Genomic DNA, 17,809 nt, shown 5'->3' with positions numbered 1-17,809 from the left:
TTACTACCCTTGCACCTTAGCCTACGAATCGGGCCCAAATTGGACTTGGTTAACGTTTAGTAAACTTTATTGTTTGTGATTGGTAAACAGACGCGCTTGCCCCAAGGGGATTGATCAGCTTTAACCCTCCAAACCCGAATTTCCCGAGAATCTTTCTTATGTCTCAATCCCAAGGCCGCATTGTCGCGGTCCTCGGCCCCACCAACACCGGCAAGACGCACTATGCGATCGAGCGTATGCTTGCGCATCGCACGGGCGTTATCGGCCTGCCGCTCCGCCTTTTGGCTCGCGAGGTCTATGACCGCATCGTTGCACTGCGTGGCCCGTCTGTTGTGGCACTGGTGACGGGTGAGGAACGCATCGTCCCCGAGCGCACGCAATACTGGGTCTGCACGGTTGAAGCGATGCCCGAGGGTATGGGCGTCGATTTTCTCGCCGTCGACGAAATCCAGCTTTGTGCCGACCCCGAACGCGGTCATGTCTTCACCGATCGGCTTTTGCGCGCTCGCGGCCAGCATGAGACCCTGTTCATGGGATCAGACACAATGCGTGGCGCCATTGTGGCGCTCGAGCCGAAAGCGCAATTCACTCGACGCGAAAGGTTCTCCGATCTCACTTACACTGGCTCGAAGAAGATCAGCCGTATGCCCGCCCGCGCTGCCATCGTTGGGTTTTCCGTCGATAACGTATATGCCATCGCCGAACTTCTGCGCCGCCAGAAAGGTGGCGCGGCCGTCGTTATGGGCGCTCTCAGTCCACGCACGCGTAATGCACAGGTCGAGATGTACCAGAACGGAGACGTGGATTACCTCGTCGCCACCGACGCGATCGGCATGGGCCTGAACCTGGACATCACGCACGTCGCCTTCTCGGGCCTGAGAAAATTCGACGGCCGCCGCATGCGCCAGCTTCAACCCAACGAGCTTGCTCAGATCGCAGGCCGCGCAGGGCGCTACATGACCCCCGGAACTTTCGGCGTCACCGGAGAGGCACCGCCTCTGCAAGACGACGTCGTCGCGGCGATCACGTCCCACAGCTTCACGCCAATGAAGAAACTGCAATGGCGCAATTCCAGGTTGGAATTCGGCACGATCGACCGTCTTATCGCTTCTCTGGAACAGGCAGCCAGCGATGACTGGCTGGTCCGCGCCCGCGAAGCCGACGACCTCATGGCCCTGAAGTCCCTCGCCGAAGTCGCCGAAGTCCGCGCCCGCGCCAGTGACGGGCCATCGGTCAAACTGCTCTGGGACGTCTGCCGCATCCCCGACTTCCGCGGTATCAGCCACCAGGAGCATGCGCATTTGCTGGAAACCATCTACGGGTTCCTGCACGAACACGGCGAAGTTTCGGAAGAATGGCTCACCGGGAAAATCAACCGTATCGACCGCACCGACGGCGACATCGACGCCCTGTCAAAACGCCTCGCTTATATCCGCACATGGACCTATGTCGCACAGCGCAGCGGATGGTGCCGTGACGAAAGTCATTGGCGCGAGGCCACGCGCGCTGTAGAAGACCGCCTGTCAGATGCGCTTCACACGGCGCTCACACAAAGATTTGTCGACCGGCGGACATCCGTCTTGCTTCGCCGGTTGAAACAGAAGGAGGGCCTGGTGGCCAAAGTTAACGATAAAGGTGAAGTCACAGTCGAGGATCAGTTCATCGGCCGTATCGAAGGGTTCCGCTTCCATCAGGACGCTTCTGCGACCGGAGACGAAGCCAAAACTGTGCGCGCCGCCGCCATTCAGGCGCTGCAACCCGAGTTTCACCTGCGCGCCGACCGTTTCTATAACGCGCCGGACACTGAAATTGACTTCACCGAACAAGGTGGCCTCATGTGGGGCGAGCACGCTGTCGGCAAACTTGTCGCCGGCGATGACGCTTTGAAACCGCGCGCGCAGGCCTTTGTCGACGACGAAGCCGGCACAGACGTCGCCGAAAAAGTCCAACGCCGCCTGCAACACTTCATCGACCGCAAGATCGCCGCCCTTTTTGAGCCGCTGATGAATATTCAGCGCGATGAAACGCTCACGGGTCTGGCGCGCGGTTTCGGCTTTCGCATGGTCGAGAACTTCGGCGTGGTTGATCGTCGCGATGTGGCCGACGATGTAAAAGCCCTCGATCAGGATGCGCGCTCAGTCCTGCGCAAACACGGTGTGCGTTTCGGTCAGTTCACTATCTTCATGCCGCTCCTGTTGAAACCGGCCCCGACCCGCTTGCGGCTGGTCCTCTGGGCGCTCTCGAAGAACCTCGACGAATTCCCCGAAAGCCCGCCCCCGGGCCTCGTAACGATCCCGACAGCCGCCGGCACACCCGCCGAACATGCGCTGAAGGCGGGCTACAAACAGGCGGGCGACCGCTCGATCCGCATCGATATGCTGGAGCGCCTCGCCGACATGCTGCGTAAAGAAGACAGCCGGGGCGGCTTTGAGGCCAACCCCGACATGCTCTCGATCACCGGCATGACGCTGGAGCAATTCGCCAACCTCATGGCGGGCCTCGGCTATACCGCCACGCGCGGCGAACGCGAAAAGCCGGCTCCCGTTGATGCCGTCGTTCCAGAAGCGGCCGCACCTGACGACGCAGCCGACACGCCCGTGATGGACAGACACGACGATGCCCTCGGCACGGTCACCGAAACGCCTGCCACGCCTCAGGACGCGTCCATCCCCGAAGGTACCGAAAACCTGATTGACGAAGGTCGCGCGCCGATCGACGAGACACAGCAATCGGCCGATACAAGAGAAGAAGCCGAGGTCGAAGGCGCGCCTCCACCGGAAACCGCAGATACCGAAGTTCCCGTGGGCACCAGCGCCGACGCGGCAATTGACGCGGACCGCGTGGAAGTCTTCTACACCTTCGTCTGGGCCGGAAACCGTGGTCGCCATCAACAGCGCTCAGGCGGACGCCCACAAGGCAAACAGGGTAGCAAACCAAAAGGCAAAGGCAAGCCGCGCGGCAAACCGGGCGCAGACGGCCCCCGGAGATTCGAAGCACGACCACCGCGCAAGGAAAAAGCCATCGATCCTGACAACCCCTTTGCCGCAGCGCTCATGGGGCTCACGAAGAAAGACAACTGAGGCCGTGAGGCTCCAATCCTTCTTTTGTTCAGAAATATCCCGGGGGGGGCCGGGGGGCAGCGCCCGCCATCCGCCGCTCCATGAGTGACCCCGCACCGACTCAACGCCTCGACAAATGGCTCTGGCACGCCCGGTTCTTCAAGACACGCGGCCTTGCGACGAAACTCGTTTCGGCAGGGCATGTGCGCATCGACGGAGACCGCGTGTCCAAGCCCAGTCACGCCATTCGTCCGGGCCTTACACTGACCTTCCCGCAAGCAAAGCGTGTGCGCATCATCCGCATAGTAGCTCTGTCAACCCGACGCGGCTCGGCGCCAGAAGCGCAAACGCTTTACACCGACCTCACGCCGCCCGAAGAGCCAGGCCAGCAGAATCCGCGTTTCGAGGGCAAAGGCCGCCCAAGCGGGAAAGATCGTCGCAATGAGCGTCTTTACCGAACCGGCCCGCTTGAATGAGGTTTCCTGCTGGGCTAGGCAGTCCTAACTCGTTTCAAGAGACCAATTCATGACCTATATTGTCAACGACAGCTGCATCGCCTGCAAATACACCGACTGTGTCGAAGTCTGCCCCGTGGATTGCTTCTACGAGGGCGAAAACATGCTTGTGATCCATCCCGACGAATGCATTGACTGCGGTGTGTGCGAGCCTGAGTGCCCCGCGGACGCGATCCGCCCGGATACCGAACCCGACATGGAAAAGTGGGTCGAATTCAATCGGAAGTATTCCGAGCTTTGGCCGGTGATCATCACCAAGAAAGACCCGCTGCCGGCAGCCGACGAAATGGACGGCAAGCCCGGTAAGATGGAATTGTTCTCGGAGAACCCGGGCGAGGGCGGTTAAGCTAGCTTTGACAAGGGTGATTCGGTCGTCCGCCTGTGCGGATTCGGCGTCCAAAACCGCTGTGACGCAACGGCGTATATGGGTTTTCGCATGTGCCTTGGAAAAAGCCTAATTTTATGCTATATACTCTCTACATAGCGCGGGTTTTCGCAGCTCTGGACAAGAGCTGTATCTGAAATACCGACATCGACAGGGTCAGAACGACGGGAGGATGTGTGTGTTCCCGACGTGCTTCTGTCGCCGTAACTTTTGGGGCTGATAAGGAAAAAATCTGCATGACCAAGCCTAAGAAAATGGAATTCCGTCCGAACGATTTCGTCGTCTACCCGGCGCATGGGGTCGGGCAGATCATCTCGATCGAAGAGCAGGACATCGCCGGGCTGACGCTTGAGCTGTTCGTGATTTCGTTCGAGAAGGACAAAATGACTCTCCGCGTTCCAACGAACAAGGCGGCTGATGTCGGGATGCGCACGCTGTCGTCGCCTGACGTCGTGGCCAAGGCGATGACCACCCTAAAGGGCAAGGCCCGCGTCAAGAAGGCCATGTGGTCGCGTCGCGCGCAGGAATACGAACAGAAAATCAACTCGGGTGATCTGATTGCGATTGCTGAGGTCGTTCGCGATCTGCACCGTGCCGACGACCAGCGCGAGCAAAGCTATTCAGAGCGTCAGCTTTATGAAGCCGCTTTGGAACGTCTGACTCGCGAGATCGCAGCTGTTGGCGGCTCGGACGAGTTAGAGGCACAAAAGCAGGTTGACGACGTTTTGGTCAGCCGCGCGGCTGCCGCGTAACTAAGGCGCGAAAACGTATTCAAAGGTCGGCGGAATCGAAAGGTTCCGCCGATTTTCTTGTTTTGCGCCCCCTTCGGGGCCGCGGTTTGGATATTTTTGCCAAAAAGAACGTGTTACGGCGCGATCGATTCCAGGATCTGTTCAAGCTGATGGGTTATCTTTTCGGGGTGCACGGTCTGCCTTAGGGCCTCGATCGGTGCGAGCGCATCGGTCCAGTGTTGTGTCCCGAACAGGCTCTCCGCCGCGTCGATGGCTGTTGCAATGGTTTCAACACTGCAATCGTCGATCAGGAAAGGGTAGTCGGCTCCGAGCCAGTCGATCGAGTCATCCACCTGGCGATTAACCAGGATGTGAGCGCCCACGGCGGCGGCGTTGAAGCCTTTGGTGAAGGGTTTGAACGACGTTCGGTAGTCCGCGTTTTCCATGTCGCGCACGGCGTAGTGCATGTTCGATTGCATCATCGCCGTTTGGATGTCGCTTGGGAGTGCAAGACCGTTGTATTCAGGAGTGTCGACTTTGTGCTGCAATGACGCGGGAAGCGTCCTGTTACTTTCACGTCCGAAATAGGCGAGCCGGAAGGACTGCCCGGGGGGGCCGCGTCTCAGACCTGGATCAGCATGATGGTCCAGCCGCATCACCCGCGCGCCGTTGAATTGGGCTTTGAGATAGCGCTCGAGCGTGCCGGAGGCCGCGATATGCACGTCGATTTCGACGCCGGGTTGAGGCGTGGTGCGTGCGTCGACATAATCGATCGCCAGCGCCTTTGCGGCTTCGCGCCAATGCATCAGATGGTCCGGGGAAAGCACCTTCCACGCGCGTTTCAGGAAGATGACAACTGCGCCACGGACGTGATCTGTCATCAGCCTCTGTTTGCGCAGCTGTCCGTCGCGTGGCATCGCCAGCACTTCGAATGACCAGCGCCGCATGTCCAGATGCTCGGAAGCCATTGCCGCCAACTGGTCGCAGCGCATGATCTTGGCGCCCGAGCTTTGGTGGCCCGCCAGATGCGCGAATATGACTCGTTGAACGGGCATGACCGCCATGGGCTATCCCAAAAAACCGACAAATTGAATCAAAATGCGCGGACCCGAGGGCCCGCGCATGCTTTCTTTGACGCTTGAACGATTATTCCGCCGGAACCGCCATATCGAGACCCCGAAGCGGCACCTTCAGCTTATTCAGCATCTCTTTCGGGCAAATCTGGTGGAAGTGCAGCTTTTCCTCGTCCCAGTGTTGCAGGATCTCGGCGGCGCGTGCGCTGCCGCTCTCCTGATGATGGCGTTGGATCAAGCCTTTCAGTTCGTCTTCATAGACGCCTTCGTTCACCGGAACGGTGACAATCGTCTCAAGGTTCATCATGGAAAGCGCGGTCCGGTCAGGATCATAAAGATAGGCCATGCCGCCGGTCATCCCTGCGCCGAAATTCGGACCGATGCTGCCGATGATGACAGCAACTCCGCCGGTCATATACTCGCACCCGTTCGAGCCGACGCCCTCGACCACAACTTTCGCGCCCGAATTTCGCACTGCGAAACGCTCGCCCGCTCGTCCGGCGGCAAAGAGATAGCCGTCCGTCGCACCATAAAGCACCGTGTTGCCGATGATGACGTTGTCCGCCGCTACCAGAGGTGAGATCTTCGGTGGCCGCACGACCAAAGTGCCGCCCGACAGACCCTTTCCGACATAATCATTCGCATCGCCCGACACTTCGATCCTTAGGCCTGGTGCCGCAAAAGCCCCAAGCGACTGACCGGCAGAGCCCGCCAGACGGATCGACAGGTGGTCGGGTTGCAGAGAATTCCGCATACCGAACCGCTTGACGATGTGACTGGACGTGCGTGTGCCAATAGTCCGGTGCGTGTTGCGTACAGAATACCCAAGCTGCATTTTCTCGCCGTCATCCAGGAACCGAGCCGCGTCGCGCACGATCTCGGCGTCCAGTGTGTCGTCGACGGGGTTGCGTTCTTTCGCCGTGGCATAGTCAACCTGTTCCGCGCCATCGACCGTGATCAGAAGCGGGTTCAGGTCGAGATCATCGAGATGCGCCGCACCTCGGCTGACCTGAGACAAGAGATCCGCCCGGCCAATCACATCCGCCAGAGATCGCGCGCCGATCGACGCCAGAATCTCGCGGACTTCCTGTGCGTAGAAGGTAATGAGATTCACCACCTTGTCCGCGTCGCCGGTGAACTTCTTGCGCAACTCCTCGTCCTGCGTACAGACGCCGACAGGGCACGTGTTCGATTGGCACTGACGAACCATGATACAACCCATCGCGATTAGCGCGGCGGTGCCGATACCGAATTCCTCGGCCCCCATCATGGCTGCCATGACGATGTCACGGCCCGTGCGCAAACCACCGTCGGTCCGCAATGTCACGCGGCTGCGAAGGTTGTTCATCGAAAGAACCTGATGCGCTTCTGTCAGGCCCATTTCCCACGGCAAACCCGCGTATTTGATCGATGTCGCGGGCGAGGCACCCGTGCCGCCGTTGTGGCCGGAAATCAGGATCACATCCGCCTTTGCCTTGGCAACACCAGCGGCAATCGTGCCGACCCCCGATGCCGCGACCAGCTTCACGGTCACCTTGGCACGCGGGTTGATCTGCTTCAGGTCATAGATCAGCTGCGCCAGATCCTCGATAGAATAGATGTCGTGGTGTGGCGGTGGCGAGATCAGCGTCACGCCAGGCGTAGAGTGCCGAAGACGCGCGATCAATTCGGTGACCTTCATCCCCGGAAGCTGACCACCCTCACCTGGCTTGGCGCCCTGAGCAACCTTGATCTCAAGCTCTTCGCACTGGTTCAGATATTCCGCCGTGACGCCAAAACGCCCCGAGGCCACTTGCTTGATCTTCGCAGACGGGTTGTCGCCGTTCGGCTCTGGCACAAAGTGCGCCGGATCTTCGCCGCCTTCACCGCTGTCGGATTTCGCACCTATGCGGTTCATCGCGACGTTCAGCGTCTTGTGCGCCTCAGGGCTGAGCGCCCCAAGTGACATGCCGGGCGTCACGAACCGCTTGCGTATCGACGTGATGCTTTCGACCTCTTCGATCGGCACGGGCTTGGCCATCGGCTTGATGTCCAGCAGGTCGCGCAAATGGATCGGTGGGTTCGACTTCATCTTGGCCAAGTATTGCTGCCACATCGCGTAGGACGCTTTGGTACAGGCCGCCTGCAACAGATGCATCGACGTTGCTTCCCAAGCGTGCGTTTCGCCCGTCCGACGGGCTTTGTAAAAGCCGCCGATTGGCAAGACAGAGTCACCCGCGAAGCCCTTGGCATGAACCGCTTCGGCCTTCTTTTGCAAACCGCCGATACCAATGCCCGAGATGCGCGAGTGCATGCCGGGGAAATACTCGGCGACCAAAGCACGGCTGAGGCCAACAGCCTCGAAGTTCAGACCACCGCGATAGGACGAGACGACCGAAATGCCCATCTTTGACATGATCTTCAAAAGACCCGCATCGATCGCGGCACGATACCGCGCCACGGCCTCGGTCAATGTGCCGTCGATCAGCCCGCGTTCGATCCGATCCGCAATACTGTCTTCGGCCAGATACGCGTTTACCGTAGTCGCACCGCAGCCGATCAGCACCGCGAAGTAATGCGGGTCAATGCACTCAGCAGATCGCACGTTCAGCGAACAGAAGGTGCGAAGACCCTTGCGGGTCAGCCACGAATGCACCGCGCTGGTCGCAAGGATCATCGGCGTCGCGACTTTGCCATCGCCCGATGCCTGATCCGTCAGAACCAGATGCCCGGCCCCCGAACGCACCGCGTCCTCGGCTTCGGCGCGAATACGCTCCAGAGCGGCTTGAAGCGCGCCTTGCGAGCCACCAGAAGGGAAGGTGCAGTCGATCTCGACCATGCCATCGTCAAACGCTTCTTTCAGGCGGTCAAACTGCGCATTCCCAAGGAAAGGGCTGTCCAGCACGATGATTTCGGTCTGACTGCTGTCCTGATCCAGCACGTTCTTCAGGTTCCCGAAACGGGTCTTCAGACTCATCACCCGGAATTCCCGCAAGCTGTCGATTGGCGGGTTCGTCACCTGGCTAAAGTTCTGCCGGAAGTAATGGCTCAACGGCCGGTACATCTTGGACAAGACTGCGGACGGCGTGTCATCACCCATCGAGGCCAGCGTCTCTTTGCCATCCTCCGCCATCGGCGCAAGAATTTGCTCCAGCTCCTCGATCGAATAACCTGCAGCCACCTGACGCCGCCGCAACTCGTTGCCCGTGAACACGGGCTTCTCCGTCACACTGGCCAGAACCTCGTCCATCTCGGCAACCTTGGAAATCCACTCGCTGAATGGCGCCGCTTCGGCCAGAACCTCCTTCATTTCAGTGTCGTGGAACAGCTTGCCGGTCGCCATATCGACGGCGATCATCTGTCCGGGACCAAGCGCGCCCTTCTCGACGACCGTGCCTTCGTTCGTAGGCACCATCCCTGTCTCGGACCCCGCAATCAGCAGACCATCACCTGTCACCGTATACCGCATCGGGCGCAATCCGTTGCGATCCAGTCCTGCACAAACCCAGCGCCCGTCCGTCATCGCCAAGGCGGCAGGCCCGTCCCACGGTTCCATCACCGCGTTGCAATAGGAATACATGTCGATCCACGACTGCGGCAGTTCCACCGCCTGCTTCGACCAGCTTTCCGGCACCAGCATCGTCTTGGCCATCGGCGCAGTCCGCCCCGCGCGCACCAACACCTCAAACACTGAATCCAACGCTGCCGAGTCGCTCGAACCTTGCGGAATGATCGGCTTGATGTCCTCGGCCATATCGCCGAACGCGCTCGACGCCATGCGGATCTCGTGAGACTTCATCCAGTTCACGTTGCCCTTCAGAGTGTTGATCTCGCCGTTGTGCGCCAACATGCGGAACGGCTGCGCCAGCCACCACTGAGGGAAGGTGTTCGTCGAGTACCGCTGGTGATAGATCGCAAAGGCACTCTCGAAACGTTCGTCTTTCAGGTCGGGATAAAACTCGGCCACATCCTGCGCCAGCATCATGCCCTTGTAGATGATCGACCGGCACGACAGCGATGCCAGATACAAAGTCGGTACCTGCGCCGCCGCCGCCGCTTTCTCAACCCGACGACGGATCACGTAAAGCTCGCGCTCGAACGTCTCCTCATCCACGCCCTTCGAGTTGGAAATCAGGATCTGCTCGATCTCGGGCCGCGTCGCGTTGGCTTTCTCACCCAGCACATCGATCTTCACCGGCACGTGACGCCAGCCATAAATGTAATAGCCCATCCGCAGAATTTCGGTTTCGATGATCGTCCGGCAGGTTTCCTGCGCGCCGAAATTCGTGCGGGGCAGGAACACCTGACCCACGGCCAGCATCTCACCTTCGCGCGGCGCATGGCCGGTGCGTTCGATCATGTCGCCGAAAAACGCATAAGGGATCTGCACGTGAATGCCCGCACCGTCGCCAGTCTTGCCGTCGGCATCGACCGCACCCCGGTGCCAGACAGCTTTCAGCGCATCGATACCGTTCTGAACGACCTTGCGTGACCGCTTGCCGTCGATCGCAACCACAAGGCCCACGCCGCACGACGCATGTTCGTCGTCCGCGCGAAACAGAGAATGCTCGCTCATCCACCTGCGACGCTCTTCTTCGGCGGCGGCCCAGTTTGCATCATATGTCGTCATGTCAAATCTCCTGCAATTTGGAGGTGTCTTGCGGCCTGTCTCATCAAGTTTGACCGGCCAGAAATTCTTCCAGTTTCGCCATTTCCTGCGCTTCAGTGGATTGTGCCGCACCTTCAAAAGGCGGCAGCCACCCCGGCCGGTAATCGACGAAAATCTCTTCTGTCACGCGCAGGCCGGACTGATCGTCCAAAAGACCCGCCGCAATCGTGCGCGGGGCCTTGCCTTGCATCTTCCAGTAAACGGTCGACCCACAGGTGCCGCAAACCACGCGCTCGCCCCAGGTGCTTGCGTGATATTCGCGCAGCACGTCTCCACCCGACAATTCAAGTGCCTCGACCTCGACGGCAAAGTAGGGACCGCCGCCGGTCCAGCGCTGACACTGGACGCAATGGCAAGCCTGGATAGCATCGCCGACGACAGCGGTGAACGTCACCGCGCCACACAGACACTGTCCGGTCTTCCGAGCCATCTTCACTTCCCTTTAACCCGAACGGTCAGCGATGCTGTCCCATGTGGTTTCCAAATCCCTAACCCTGCGAACGGGCGCACCGACGTCATACCGACGTTGTACCGACGTCACTCTGCGGCCACCTGAGCCGCCCCGCTGAACTGATCCAAAATCGCGTCTGCGGCTTCGCGACCATCGCGGATCGCCCAGACAACCAATGACGCGCCACGCACAATGTCGCCCGCCGCATAGACACCTGGAATGTTGGTTACGTGCGTTTTGTAGTCGGCCTTGATCGTGCCCCAGCGCGTCACTTCAAGACCATCTACGCCCCACAGTTTCGGCAGGTCCTCGGGCTCGAACCCCAGCGCCTTGATCACCAGATCTGCGCCTTCGACGTAATCCGACCCTTCGATCAGCTCCGGCACCTGACGGCCCGTCGCATCCGGCGCGCCAAGGCGCATCTTCTGCACCATCACGCCCTCGACCTCATCGCCAGTGAACCCTTTGGGCGCCGATAGCCAGACGAATTCCACACCTTCTTCTTCCGCGTTCTGCACCTCGCGCTGCGAGCCTGGCATGTTCGCCTTGTCGCGGCGATAGAGGCATTTCACGCTTTCCGCGCCCTGACGGATCGCCGTGCGAACACAGTCCATTGCCGTGTCGCCGCCGCCGATCACGACGACGCGCTTGTCTTCCGCATCCAGCAAGCCTGCGTCAAATTCCGGCACTTCATCGCCAAAGGACTTGCGGTTCGAGGCCGTCAGATAGTCGATCGCCCGCACAATTCCTTCCGCTCCAACACCCGGCGCGTCCAGCTCGCGGGACTTGTAAACGCCTGTAGCAATGAGGATTGCGTCGTGTTTGGCCTGCAATTCGTCAAAAGTGATGTCCTCGCCGACATTGCAGTTCAGCACGAATTCAACGCCGCCCTTTTCAAGCTGCTCGTTGCGCCGCATCACGACGTCCTTCTCCAGCTTGAAGCCCGGAATACCGTAGGTTAGCAAGCCGCCGGCGCGGTCATAGCGATCATAGATCGTGACCTGCACGCCCGCGCGGCGCAGTCGATCCGCCGCTGCCAATCCGCCTGGACCCGCGCCGATAATCCCAACGCTCTCGCTCCGCTCGGCGCGCGGAGCAATTGGCTGCACCCAGCCGTTTTCCCATGCCGTATCGGTGATGTATTTTTCGACCGACCCGATCGTCACTGTGCCGTGGCCGGATTGCTCAATCACGCAATTGCCCTCGCAAAGCCGGTCCTGAGGGCAAATCCGCCCACAAATTTCGGGGAAAGCGTTGGTTTCCTGCGACAACTCATAGGCTTCGCGCAGTCGCCCTTCGGCCGTCAGTTTCAACCAGTCCGGGATATTGTTGTGCAGCGGGCAATGCGTCTGACAATAGGGCACGCCACACTGGCTGCACCGGCTTGCCTGCTCTTTGGCCTTCTGGTCCGCGTACTCGGCGTAAATCTCATGGAAATCCTCACGGCGTACCGTGGCATCACGCTTTTCAGGCATGTCGCGTGGTGTTGAGACAAACTTAAGCATCGCATTCTCGGCCATGACCCGGACCTCTTCCAAAAATTCCAGAACGCCCTGATATTCGCAGTTCTGTAAAAAGAAAAGGCAGTAGTGCTGACCTAAATAGCGTTTTTCGACACGGTATTGTATGGTTTTATGCCGCAGTCGCGTAATTTTAGGTCCGGTACGTGACCTAAATGGATTCTTTTCAACGAATCTCAGTGAGTTAGAGTGGCGCAAAATTCCGCACCGCAGCGAGCCCTATGCCCATACTCCATCTTATCCTTGTCGCCGTAATCCAGGGTATCACCGAATTCCTGCCCGTCTCCAGTTCAGGGCACCTCATTCTGTTGCCCAACCTGACAGGAATGGACGATCAGGGTCAGGTCATTGATGTCGCCGTTCACGTCGGTACGCTCGGCGCGGTCGTGCTCTACTTCTGGACGGACGTGAAGCGTGTCCTTCTTGGCCTTCCCAAAGTCGTCCGTCGTCAGATCGACGACCAGAACGCCTGGCTGGCACTTTGCCTAATCATCGCGACGATTCCCGTCATTCTCGTTGGGCTCATCTTCAAGCTTACCGGTTTTGACGACACGCTCCGCTCGGTGATGGTCGTCGGCTGGATGACCCTGATTTTCGGGTTGGTGCTTTACTGGGCAGACCAAACGGGGCCAACCGAAAAAACCGCTGAACACTGGGGCATCAAAGACGCAATCACCATGGGGTTGGCCCAAACCCTCGCTCTGATCCCCGGCACATCCCGTTCGGGCATTACCATAACGGCCGCGCGTCGCCTCGGCTACGCGCGCGGGGACGCCGCCCGTCTCGCCATGCTCATGTCGATCCCAACGATCCTTGCTTCGGGCGTCCTGCTCGGGGCAGAAGTTGCCTTCACAATGGACGCTGCCGCCGCCAAAGACGCCACAATCGCAGTGGTTTTTGCATTCATAATGGCGCTTGCGGCCCTCGCGATGATGATGCGCCTTTTGCGCAGCATCAGCTTCACGCCATACGTGATCTACCGCGTCATTCTCGGTCTTGTGTTGCTATGGATCGCCTACGCCTAACCCTTCAGGTTACGCGCGCTTTCTTTCAGTTCAGCATACTGGCCCGACGGGCGGAACATCCACAAATAGCTTGGCAGGATCGCATCAAGCGATTTTGGAGTGATCCCAAGTGCTTCAAAACCTTGAGCATTCCCACCAACGACATTGTCGCGCGTCAACTCTTTCAGTTGATCGTCGGTCACGGGCTGAGGTGCCAGACCACCCGTCAAAGCGGACACCGCTCCGGTCACGGTCGCCAGAAACCGGCCCAGCCAGAATGGAAAACCGACGACAAGGCGACGGCGGCGGATCACTTGCAGCATTGTTTCAATCAACGCACGGAATGTCGCGACCTCGGGGCCACCAAGCTCGTAAACCCCCGGCGCTGCTTTGCCGGTCGCACCCAGCTCCGCCGCCGCCGCCACGTCATCGACATAGACCGGCTGAAATCTCGTATCCGCACCGAACAACGGCACAATCGGCGACATCCGCGCCATGGCCGCAAACCGATTGAAGAACTGATCCTCGGGTCCAAAGACAACCGAAGGCCGCAGGATAACGGCGTTTGGCATGGCCGCCAGGACGCCGTCTTCTCCTAGACCCTTCGTCTGGCCGTAGCGACTTGGCGCATCCGTTTTGGCCCCAATGGCCGAGATATGCACCATCCGCGCAACGCCCGTTTCCGCAGCAATTCGAGCGATTCGCTCGGCCCCTTCGTCCTGCACGGCGTCGAAATTGTTCTTTCCCTTGGCATCAAATGTACCGACGCAGTTAATCACGGCCTCCGCGCCCGACATAACGGCCCGCACGCTATCGTCATCGCGAATGTTGCAAAACACCGGCTCGACCTGACCGACGACGCCGTATGGCTTTACGAAATGCGCATCATTCGGTCGTCTGACCGCAACACGCACGCGCCACCCCTGACGCGCCATCCGCTGCGCAATATACCGGCCCACAAAGCCTGATCCGCCATATATTGTTACAAGTTTCGACATGCGTCCGGTCCTTATCAATTCGTCCTTTGGTGTAACGCCGCACCGTCCTACGGACAAGGCGCATTTCGCCGTGTGATTGGCCGTTGACAGGCACGGGATCGCGGCGTATTTCCCCCGCTCACGACACCTGCCCAGGTGGCGGAATTGGTAGACGCGCTAGCTTCAGGTGCTAGTATTGGCAACGATGTGGAGGTTCGAGTCCTCTCCTGGGCACCAGCAACCCCCCGATAACTTGAAGAAAACCAAGCAAAACTTGGCGATTGGCGTTTTGTGGGACCATTTTCGGGACCGCTTTTAGGACCACTTTCGTCAGGTTTGGTCTGAGATTTGTCGGGTCTGGCGGGTCGATTTAGGTTGCGCCGGGTGATCCTGCGGCTGAGATTACTCAGCATGGATCAGGCAATGCCGCTCAAGCTCCCACGCTACATGTTCCGCCGGGCCAACGGCTCTTTCCGGTATAAAAGGAATGTTCCCAAAGACCTGCGGAAGGTGATTTCTAAGGCCACCGTGTACCGCCAGCTGGGCAACACCTATCAAGATGCCCTTCGTGCTTTGCCCAAGGTTCACGCGGATATTGAGGCCCTTTTTGATCGAGAACGGCGCACCACAGATGAGCAACGAGCCAGAGAGTTGGTGCGGGAGCGGCTGGGAGAACGGCACCAGTCCATGTTCATCGAAGGAGCTGTCGACCCTGAGTGGCCAGAGTACGACGACTTCCAGGACCTTGCTGAGGATGTCGAGCACGCTGTGCCCAAAGGTGTCACACAGCAGATCCGAGCCGCCACCTCCAAGGCAGCACCCATGTCGCTCTCTCGGGTCCTCGATGAATACTATGCCTATAAAGCAGAGGATGCAGACAATGGCCTGGGCACACGGCTGGACCGTATCCGTAAAGACCTCATCCTGAGCCTCGGCAAGAACCGCTATGAGTGGACAGAGCTACAAGACCTCACCCGCGCTGATGCCAACACCTATCGTGACGTCTTGCTGGCGCGTATGTCCCCCAACTCTGTGCAGCGGAACCTTGGTGTGGTGAAGGCGGCCATCAATCACGCTCTGCTGGAACATGACCTGGACTTCAGGAATGTGTTCCAGGCGATCAAGATCAAGGGGGCGGGAAGCAGTAGCACTGATCGGCTTCCCATTACGGATGAACAACTCACACTCATGGGACCTGCCTTTGCCAGTAACGACACTGCCAAGGCTCTGCTTCTCCTCCTGACAGACACAGGGGCCCGCTTGGCGGAGATCACAGGGCTGGAGGCCAAAGATGTGGACCTAGATAACGCCATCCTGCACATCCGGCCCAATGACCGCCGAGGCCTCAAGACTAAGACCTCCAGCAGAAGTATCCCGCTGTCCCAGAGAGCTGCAGAGTGCCTCAGAGAGCATCAGGTTGGGCTCTCCGATACCGACCCCATCTTCCCCGCCTACGCCAAACCTCGTGGCAACGACAGTGCCTCAGCCATGCTGATGAAGCGGCTGCGGACCGTCATCGCGGACAAGAAGATTACCATGCACTCCCTCCGGCACCGCATGAAGGACAAGCTGCGCAACTCTGGCTGTCCTGAGCACCTCTCAATGGCCATCCTGGGACACAGCGCCAACACTGTGGCGGCAAACTATGGGTCAGGCTATGCGATTGACGTGATGCGGGAGGCTTTGGAGAGGGTGTGGGTGGAGTGAAGTGAGCAACGACCCAAAGCGGTCATTGGTGCAAAGTGCAGCGAACGGCGGCTAGGAGCCCAAAAGGGGTGCCCATCACGCAGTTAGTTGGAACCTATCGCCGAGCTGCAGTTTCGGACTAACTAACCTCGCTCTAGTGCGGCATGCCGGCGGCAATCCAACTTTCGATCAAAGCGATCTGATCGTCTGGAAGAGGGCGACTTAGAAACGGCATGCGGGGAGTGGTCTCACCACGCAATCTACGGACCAACTCACTGCCTACGGCATTCCTAGGAACAAGAACCGCACCTCGCTCGCTTCCAGCAAGCACGGCATCATATTCGTCCAACCGAAGGCCTTTGGAGGCACCAGCGACCTTCGAGTGACACATTACACATCGTTCTTTGAAAATCGCACTCACATCGGCCCAATCAGGAGGGACCGCATCTTCAGCATACGCTGCGATCGGTGCCAGAAGCGCTACGGTCATCAATGTCGAACGTGTTGAGATGATGGACCTCCTAATCATATATCCAGAGCCTTGCGTGCAACCCATGACTTTCAATCAACCCTAGCAGAATTGTCGGCTGAACTGGCAAACGAAGCAGATTGTTCGTTTTCGTGGTACTCTGGTTGTGCCGACTCAAGACTGATGCTCGGCCAATCAGGTAACTTGGAGGGAAAAATGAAGAAGACATCAATCCTGACGCTGCTCGCTGCCTTGGCACCAATGTCGGTCTTGGCTGATGAAGTCGATCTTGATGCGATGCGTGCGAGCGTCGAGAAATACAGTGATATCAACGTGGCTCTAGCAGAAGGCTACATCACGCCAGACAACCACTGTGTCTCAGCGGAAGCAGAGGGCTTACCCGCTGAACTTGGCGCAATGGGCATCCACTATATTCACCCGGCAATGCTAAAGATCACAGGGACTGAACCGCGTGTGAATGGCGAGTCGACCTACACCGACTGGTCGCAGCCGTCGATCTTGATCTACGAGCCGCAGGCCGACGGATCACTCGAACTCGTTGCTGTTGAGAACCTTGTCTTCGAGGCCGCATGGAAGGCCGCAGGAATGGGTGATGTGCCAATGCTCAACGGCCGAGCGTGGGATCACATGGCAGATGATCCGAACACGGCGGGTGATGAAGCCCATGGCTTCATGCCGCACTACGACCAACACGTTTGGCTGTTCCGAGAGAACCCTATGGGGGTTTTGATGCCGTTCAACCCAAACGTAACCTGCGAGCATGCCAAGAGCTGAACCCCATCAAAGATACAAATGAAGATATCGGGGCGCTCAATGCGCCTCGGTCACCAGTCAATCAGGACACCCGTCACATCCAATGCACGCCCAAGCGAGTTCGGTTTGTGTCTGGTCCGCCGACTCCATTGTAAGCTTGGAAATTTCAGCCGGTGGACGACCGCCTTTTCCCGCTCGACAGTCATCAAACGCTCTCTGGCCAATGGCGGCTTCGTCCGCAAAGCAGACCTCGGTGCTCTGCGCAGCGAATGTCCGCTTACACCCAAATTCCCGGGGCAGCACCCCGCCTAGCACCCCTCTGGGGCACACCTTCAAAGGCCATGTTTTTAAGGCGTAAAAAATAGCGCCGCCTAATGAGGACAGCATAACTGTCTAGCCCCCAAGTTCTGTGCCATTTCTGATTAGAGTTTCTGGCACTGGTGGTCGCATGTTCAGAGCCTGGTGCGGACGTGTGTGGTTGTACTGCTTAAGCCAATGATTGATGACGATCTGTGCC

14 protein-coding genes and 1 tRNA gene are annotated in these 17,809 nt (G+C 58.8%); 8 read left to right on the top strand and 7 right to left on the bottom strand.

The window, feature by feature from the left end; genetic code table 11:
- Positions 1-158 precede the first annotated feature (158 nt).
- The 4 genes from BOA8489_RS14930 (at position 159) to BOA8489_RS14915 (ending at position 4,711) form a co-directional block, all read left to right on the top strand.
- Complete coding sequence (locus BOA8489_RS14930) at positions 159-3,080, top strand: helicase-related protein (protein WP_093975109.1); 2,922 nt, start codon at positions 159-161, stop codon at positions 3,078-3,080.
- A gap of 80 nt (positions 3,081-3,160) precedes the next feature.
- Complete coding sequence (locus BOA8489_RS14925) at positions 3,161-3,535, top strand: RNA-binding S4 domain-containing protein (protein WP_093975108.1); 375 nt, start codon at positions 3,161-3,163, stop codon at positions 3,533-3,535.
- A gap of 49 nt (positions 3,536-3,584) precedes the next feature.
- On the top strand, positions 3,585-3,920 hold the full coding sequence (fdxA, locus tag BOA8489_RS14920; protein WP_093975107.1) for a ferredoxin FdxA: 336 nt from the start codon (positions 3,585-3,587) through the stop codon (positions 3,918-3,920).
- A gap of 275 nt (positions 3,921-4,195) precedes the next feature.
- The gene (locus BOA8489_RS14915; RefSeq protein ID WP_093975106.1) at positions 4,196-4,711 is read left to right on the top strand and encodes a CarD family transcriptional regulator; all 516 of its coding nucleotides are present in this window, start codon (positions 4,196-4,198) and stop codon (positions 4,709-4,711) included.
- A gap of 113 nt (positions 4,712-4,824) precedes the next feature.
- On the opposite strand, the gene BOA8489_RS14910 is transcribed toward BOA8489_RS14915, so the two are convergent.
- The 4 genes from BOA8489_RS14910 to BOA8489_RS14895 all read right to left on the bottom strand — a co-directional run bounded on the left by BOA8489_RS14910 (position 4,825) and on the right by BOA8489_RS14895 (position 12,382).
- Entirely contained in the window at positions 4,825-5,754 is a 930-nt protein-coding gene (locus BOA8489_RS14910) for a hypothetical protein (protein ID WP_093975105.1), read from the bottom strand.
- An 82-nt stretch (positions 5,755-5,836) separates the two neighbouring features.
- Positions 5,837-10,372 (bottom strand): glutamate synthase large subunit, encoded by a 4,536-nt coding sequence (gene gltB, locus BOA8489_RS14905; protein WP_093975104.1) that lies wholly within the window; start codon positions 10,370-10,372, stop codon positions 5,837-5,839.
- 43 nt (positions 10,373-10,415) lie between these two features.
- Positions 10,416-10,841: a GFA family protein gene (locus BOA8489_RS14900; protein WP_093975103.1), complete on the bottom strand. Its 426-nt coding sequence runs from the start codon at positions 10,839-10,841 to the stop codon at positions 10,416-10,418.
- A gap of 107 nt (positions 10,842-10,948) precedes the next feature.
- On the bottom strand, positions 10,949-12,382 hold the full coding sequence (locus BOA8489_RS14895) for an NAD(P)-dependent oxidoreductase (protein WP_093975102.1): 1,434 nt from the start codon (positions 12,380-12,382) through the stop codon (positions 10,949-10,951).
- A 221-nt stretch (positions 12,383-12,603) separates the two neighbouring features.
- Here BOA8489_RS14895 and BOA8489_RS14890 point away from each other — a divergent pair, with 221 nt between their 5' ends.
- Positions 12,604-13,407: an undecaprenyl-diphosphate phosphatase gene (locus BOA8489_RS14890; protein ID WP_093975101.1), complete on the top strand. Its 804-nt coding sequence runs from the start codon at positions 12,604-12,606 to the stop codon at positions 13,405-13,407.
- Here BOA8489_RS14890 and BOA8489_RS14885 read toward each other — a convergent pair.
- Entirely contained in the window at positions 13,404-14,384 is a 981-nt protein-coding gene (locus tag BOA8489_RS14885; protein ID WP_093975100.1) for a complex I NDUFA9 subunit family protein, read from the bottom strand. The genes BOA8489_RS14890 and BOA8489_RS14885 overlap by 4 nt on opposite strands.
- A 129-nt stretch (positions 14,385-14,513) precedes the next feature.
- Here BOA8489_RS14885 and BOA8489_RS14880 point away from each other — a divergent pair.
- Positions 14,514-14,600, top strand: a tRNA-Leu gene (locus tag BOA8489_RS14880).
- Positions 14,601-14,774: 174 nt separating this feature from the next.
- On the top strand, positions 14,775-16,070 hold the full coding sequence (locus BOA8489_RS14875) for a tyrosine-type recombinase/integrase (RefSeq protein WP_093975099.1): 1,296 nt from the start codon (positions 14,775-14,777) through the stop codon (positions 16,068-16,070).
- Between the two features lie 133 nt (positions 16,071-16,203).
- Here BOA8489_RS14875 and BOA8489_RS14870 read toward each other — a convergent pair whose 3' ends face one another.
- On the bottom strand, positions 16,204-16,578 hold the full coding sequence (locus tag BOA8489_RS14870) for a c-type cytochrome domain-containing protein (protein WP_176440324.1): 375 nt from the start codon (positions 16,576-16,578) through the stop codon (positions 16,204-16,206).
- A 156-nt stretch (positions 16,579-16,734) separates the two neighbouring features.
- Here BOA8489_RS14870 and BOA8489_RS14865 point away from each other — a divergent pair, with 156 nt between their 5' ends.
- Positions 16,735-17,313: a hypothetical protein gene (locus tag BOA8489_RS14865; RefSeq protein ID WP_245813885.1), complete on the top strand. Its 579-nt coding sequence runs from the start codon at positions 16,735-16,737 to the stop codon at positions 17,311-17,313.
- A 372-nt stretch (positions 17,314-17,685) separates the two neighbouring features.
- Here the strand turns inward: BOA8489_RS14865 and BOA8489_RS21110 are convergent, their stop codons facing one another.
- Positions 17,686-17,796, bottom strand: coding sequence for an integrase core domain-containing protein (locus tag BOA8489_RS21110; RefSeq protein ID WP_370807277.1), 111 nt, complete (start codon positions 17,794-17,796; stop codon positions 17,686-17,688).
- Positions 17,797-17,809 lie beyond the last annotated feature (13 nt).

This window comes from Boseongicola aestuarii (genome assembly GCF_900184815.1).
Classification (GTDB): Bacteria; Pseudomonadota; Alphaproteobacteria; order Rhodobacterales; family Rhodobacteraceae; genus Boseongicola; species Boseongicola aestuarii.
This window is presented reverse-complemented; position numbering and strand designations above follow the sequence as displayed.

Bases quoted from the DNA above. Each gene is read 5' to 3' on its own strand.
- BOA8489_RS14885 (WP_093975100.1), bottom strand. From the start codon at position 14,384: ATGTCGAAACTTGTAACAATATATGGCGGATCAGGCTTTGTGGGCCGG.
- BOA8489_RS14870 (WP_176440324.1), bottom strand. From the start codon at position 16,578: ATGATTAGGAGGTCCATCATCTCAACACGTTCGACATTGATGACCGTA.
- BOA8489_RS14925 (WP_093975108.1), top strand. From the start codon at position 3,161: ATGAGTGACCCCGCACCGACTCAACGCCTCGACAAATGGCTCTGGCAC.
- BOA8489_RS14915 (WP_093975106.1), top strand. From the start codon at position 4,196: ATGACCAAGCCTAAGAAAATGGAATTCCGTCCGAACGATTTCGTCGTC.
- BOA8489_RS14930 (WP_093975109.1), top strand. From the start codon at position 159: ATGTCTCAATCCCAAGGCCGCATTGTCGCGGTCCTCGGCCCCACCAAC.
- BOA8489_RS14875 (WP_093975099.1), top strand. From the start codon at position 14,775: ATGGATCAGGCAATGCCGCTCAAGCTCCCACGCTACATGTTCCGCCGG.
- BOA8489_RS14865 (WP_245813885.1), top strand. From the start codon at position 16,735: ATGAAGAAGACATCAATCCTGACGCTGCTCGCTGCCTTGGCACCAATG.
- BOA8489_RS14900 (WP_093975103.1), bottom strand. From the start codon at position 10,841: ATGGCTCGGAAGACCGGACAGTGTCTGTGTGGCGCGGTGACGTTCACC.
- BOA8489_RS14895 (WP_093975102.1), bottom strand. From the start codon at position 12,382: ATGGCCGAGAATGCGATGCTTAAGTTTGTCTCAACACCACGCGACATG.
- BOA8489_RS14890 (WP_093975101.1), top strand. From the start codon at position 12,604: ATGCCCATACTCCATCTTATCCTTGTCGCCGTAATCCAGGGTATCACC.
- fdxA (WP_093975107.1), top strand. From the start codon at position 3,585: ATGACCTATATTGTCAACGACAGCTGCATCGCCTGCAAATACACCGAC.
- BOA8489_RS14910 (WP_093975105.1), bottom strand. From the start codon at position 5,754: ATGGCGGTCATGCCCGTTCAACGAGTCATATTCGCGCATCTGGCGGGC.
- gltB (WP_093975104.1), bottom strand. From the start codon at position 10,372: ATGACGACATATGATGCAAACTGGGCCGCCGCCGAAGAAGAGCGTCGC.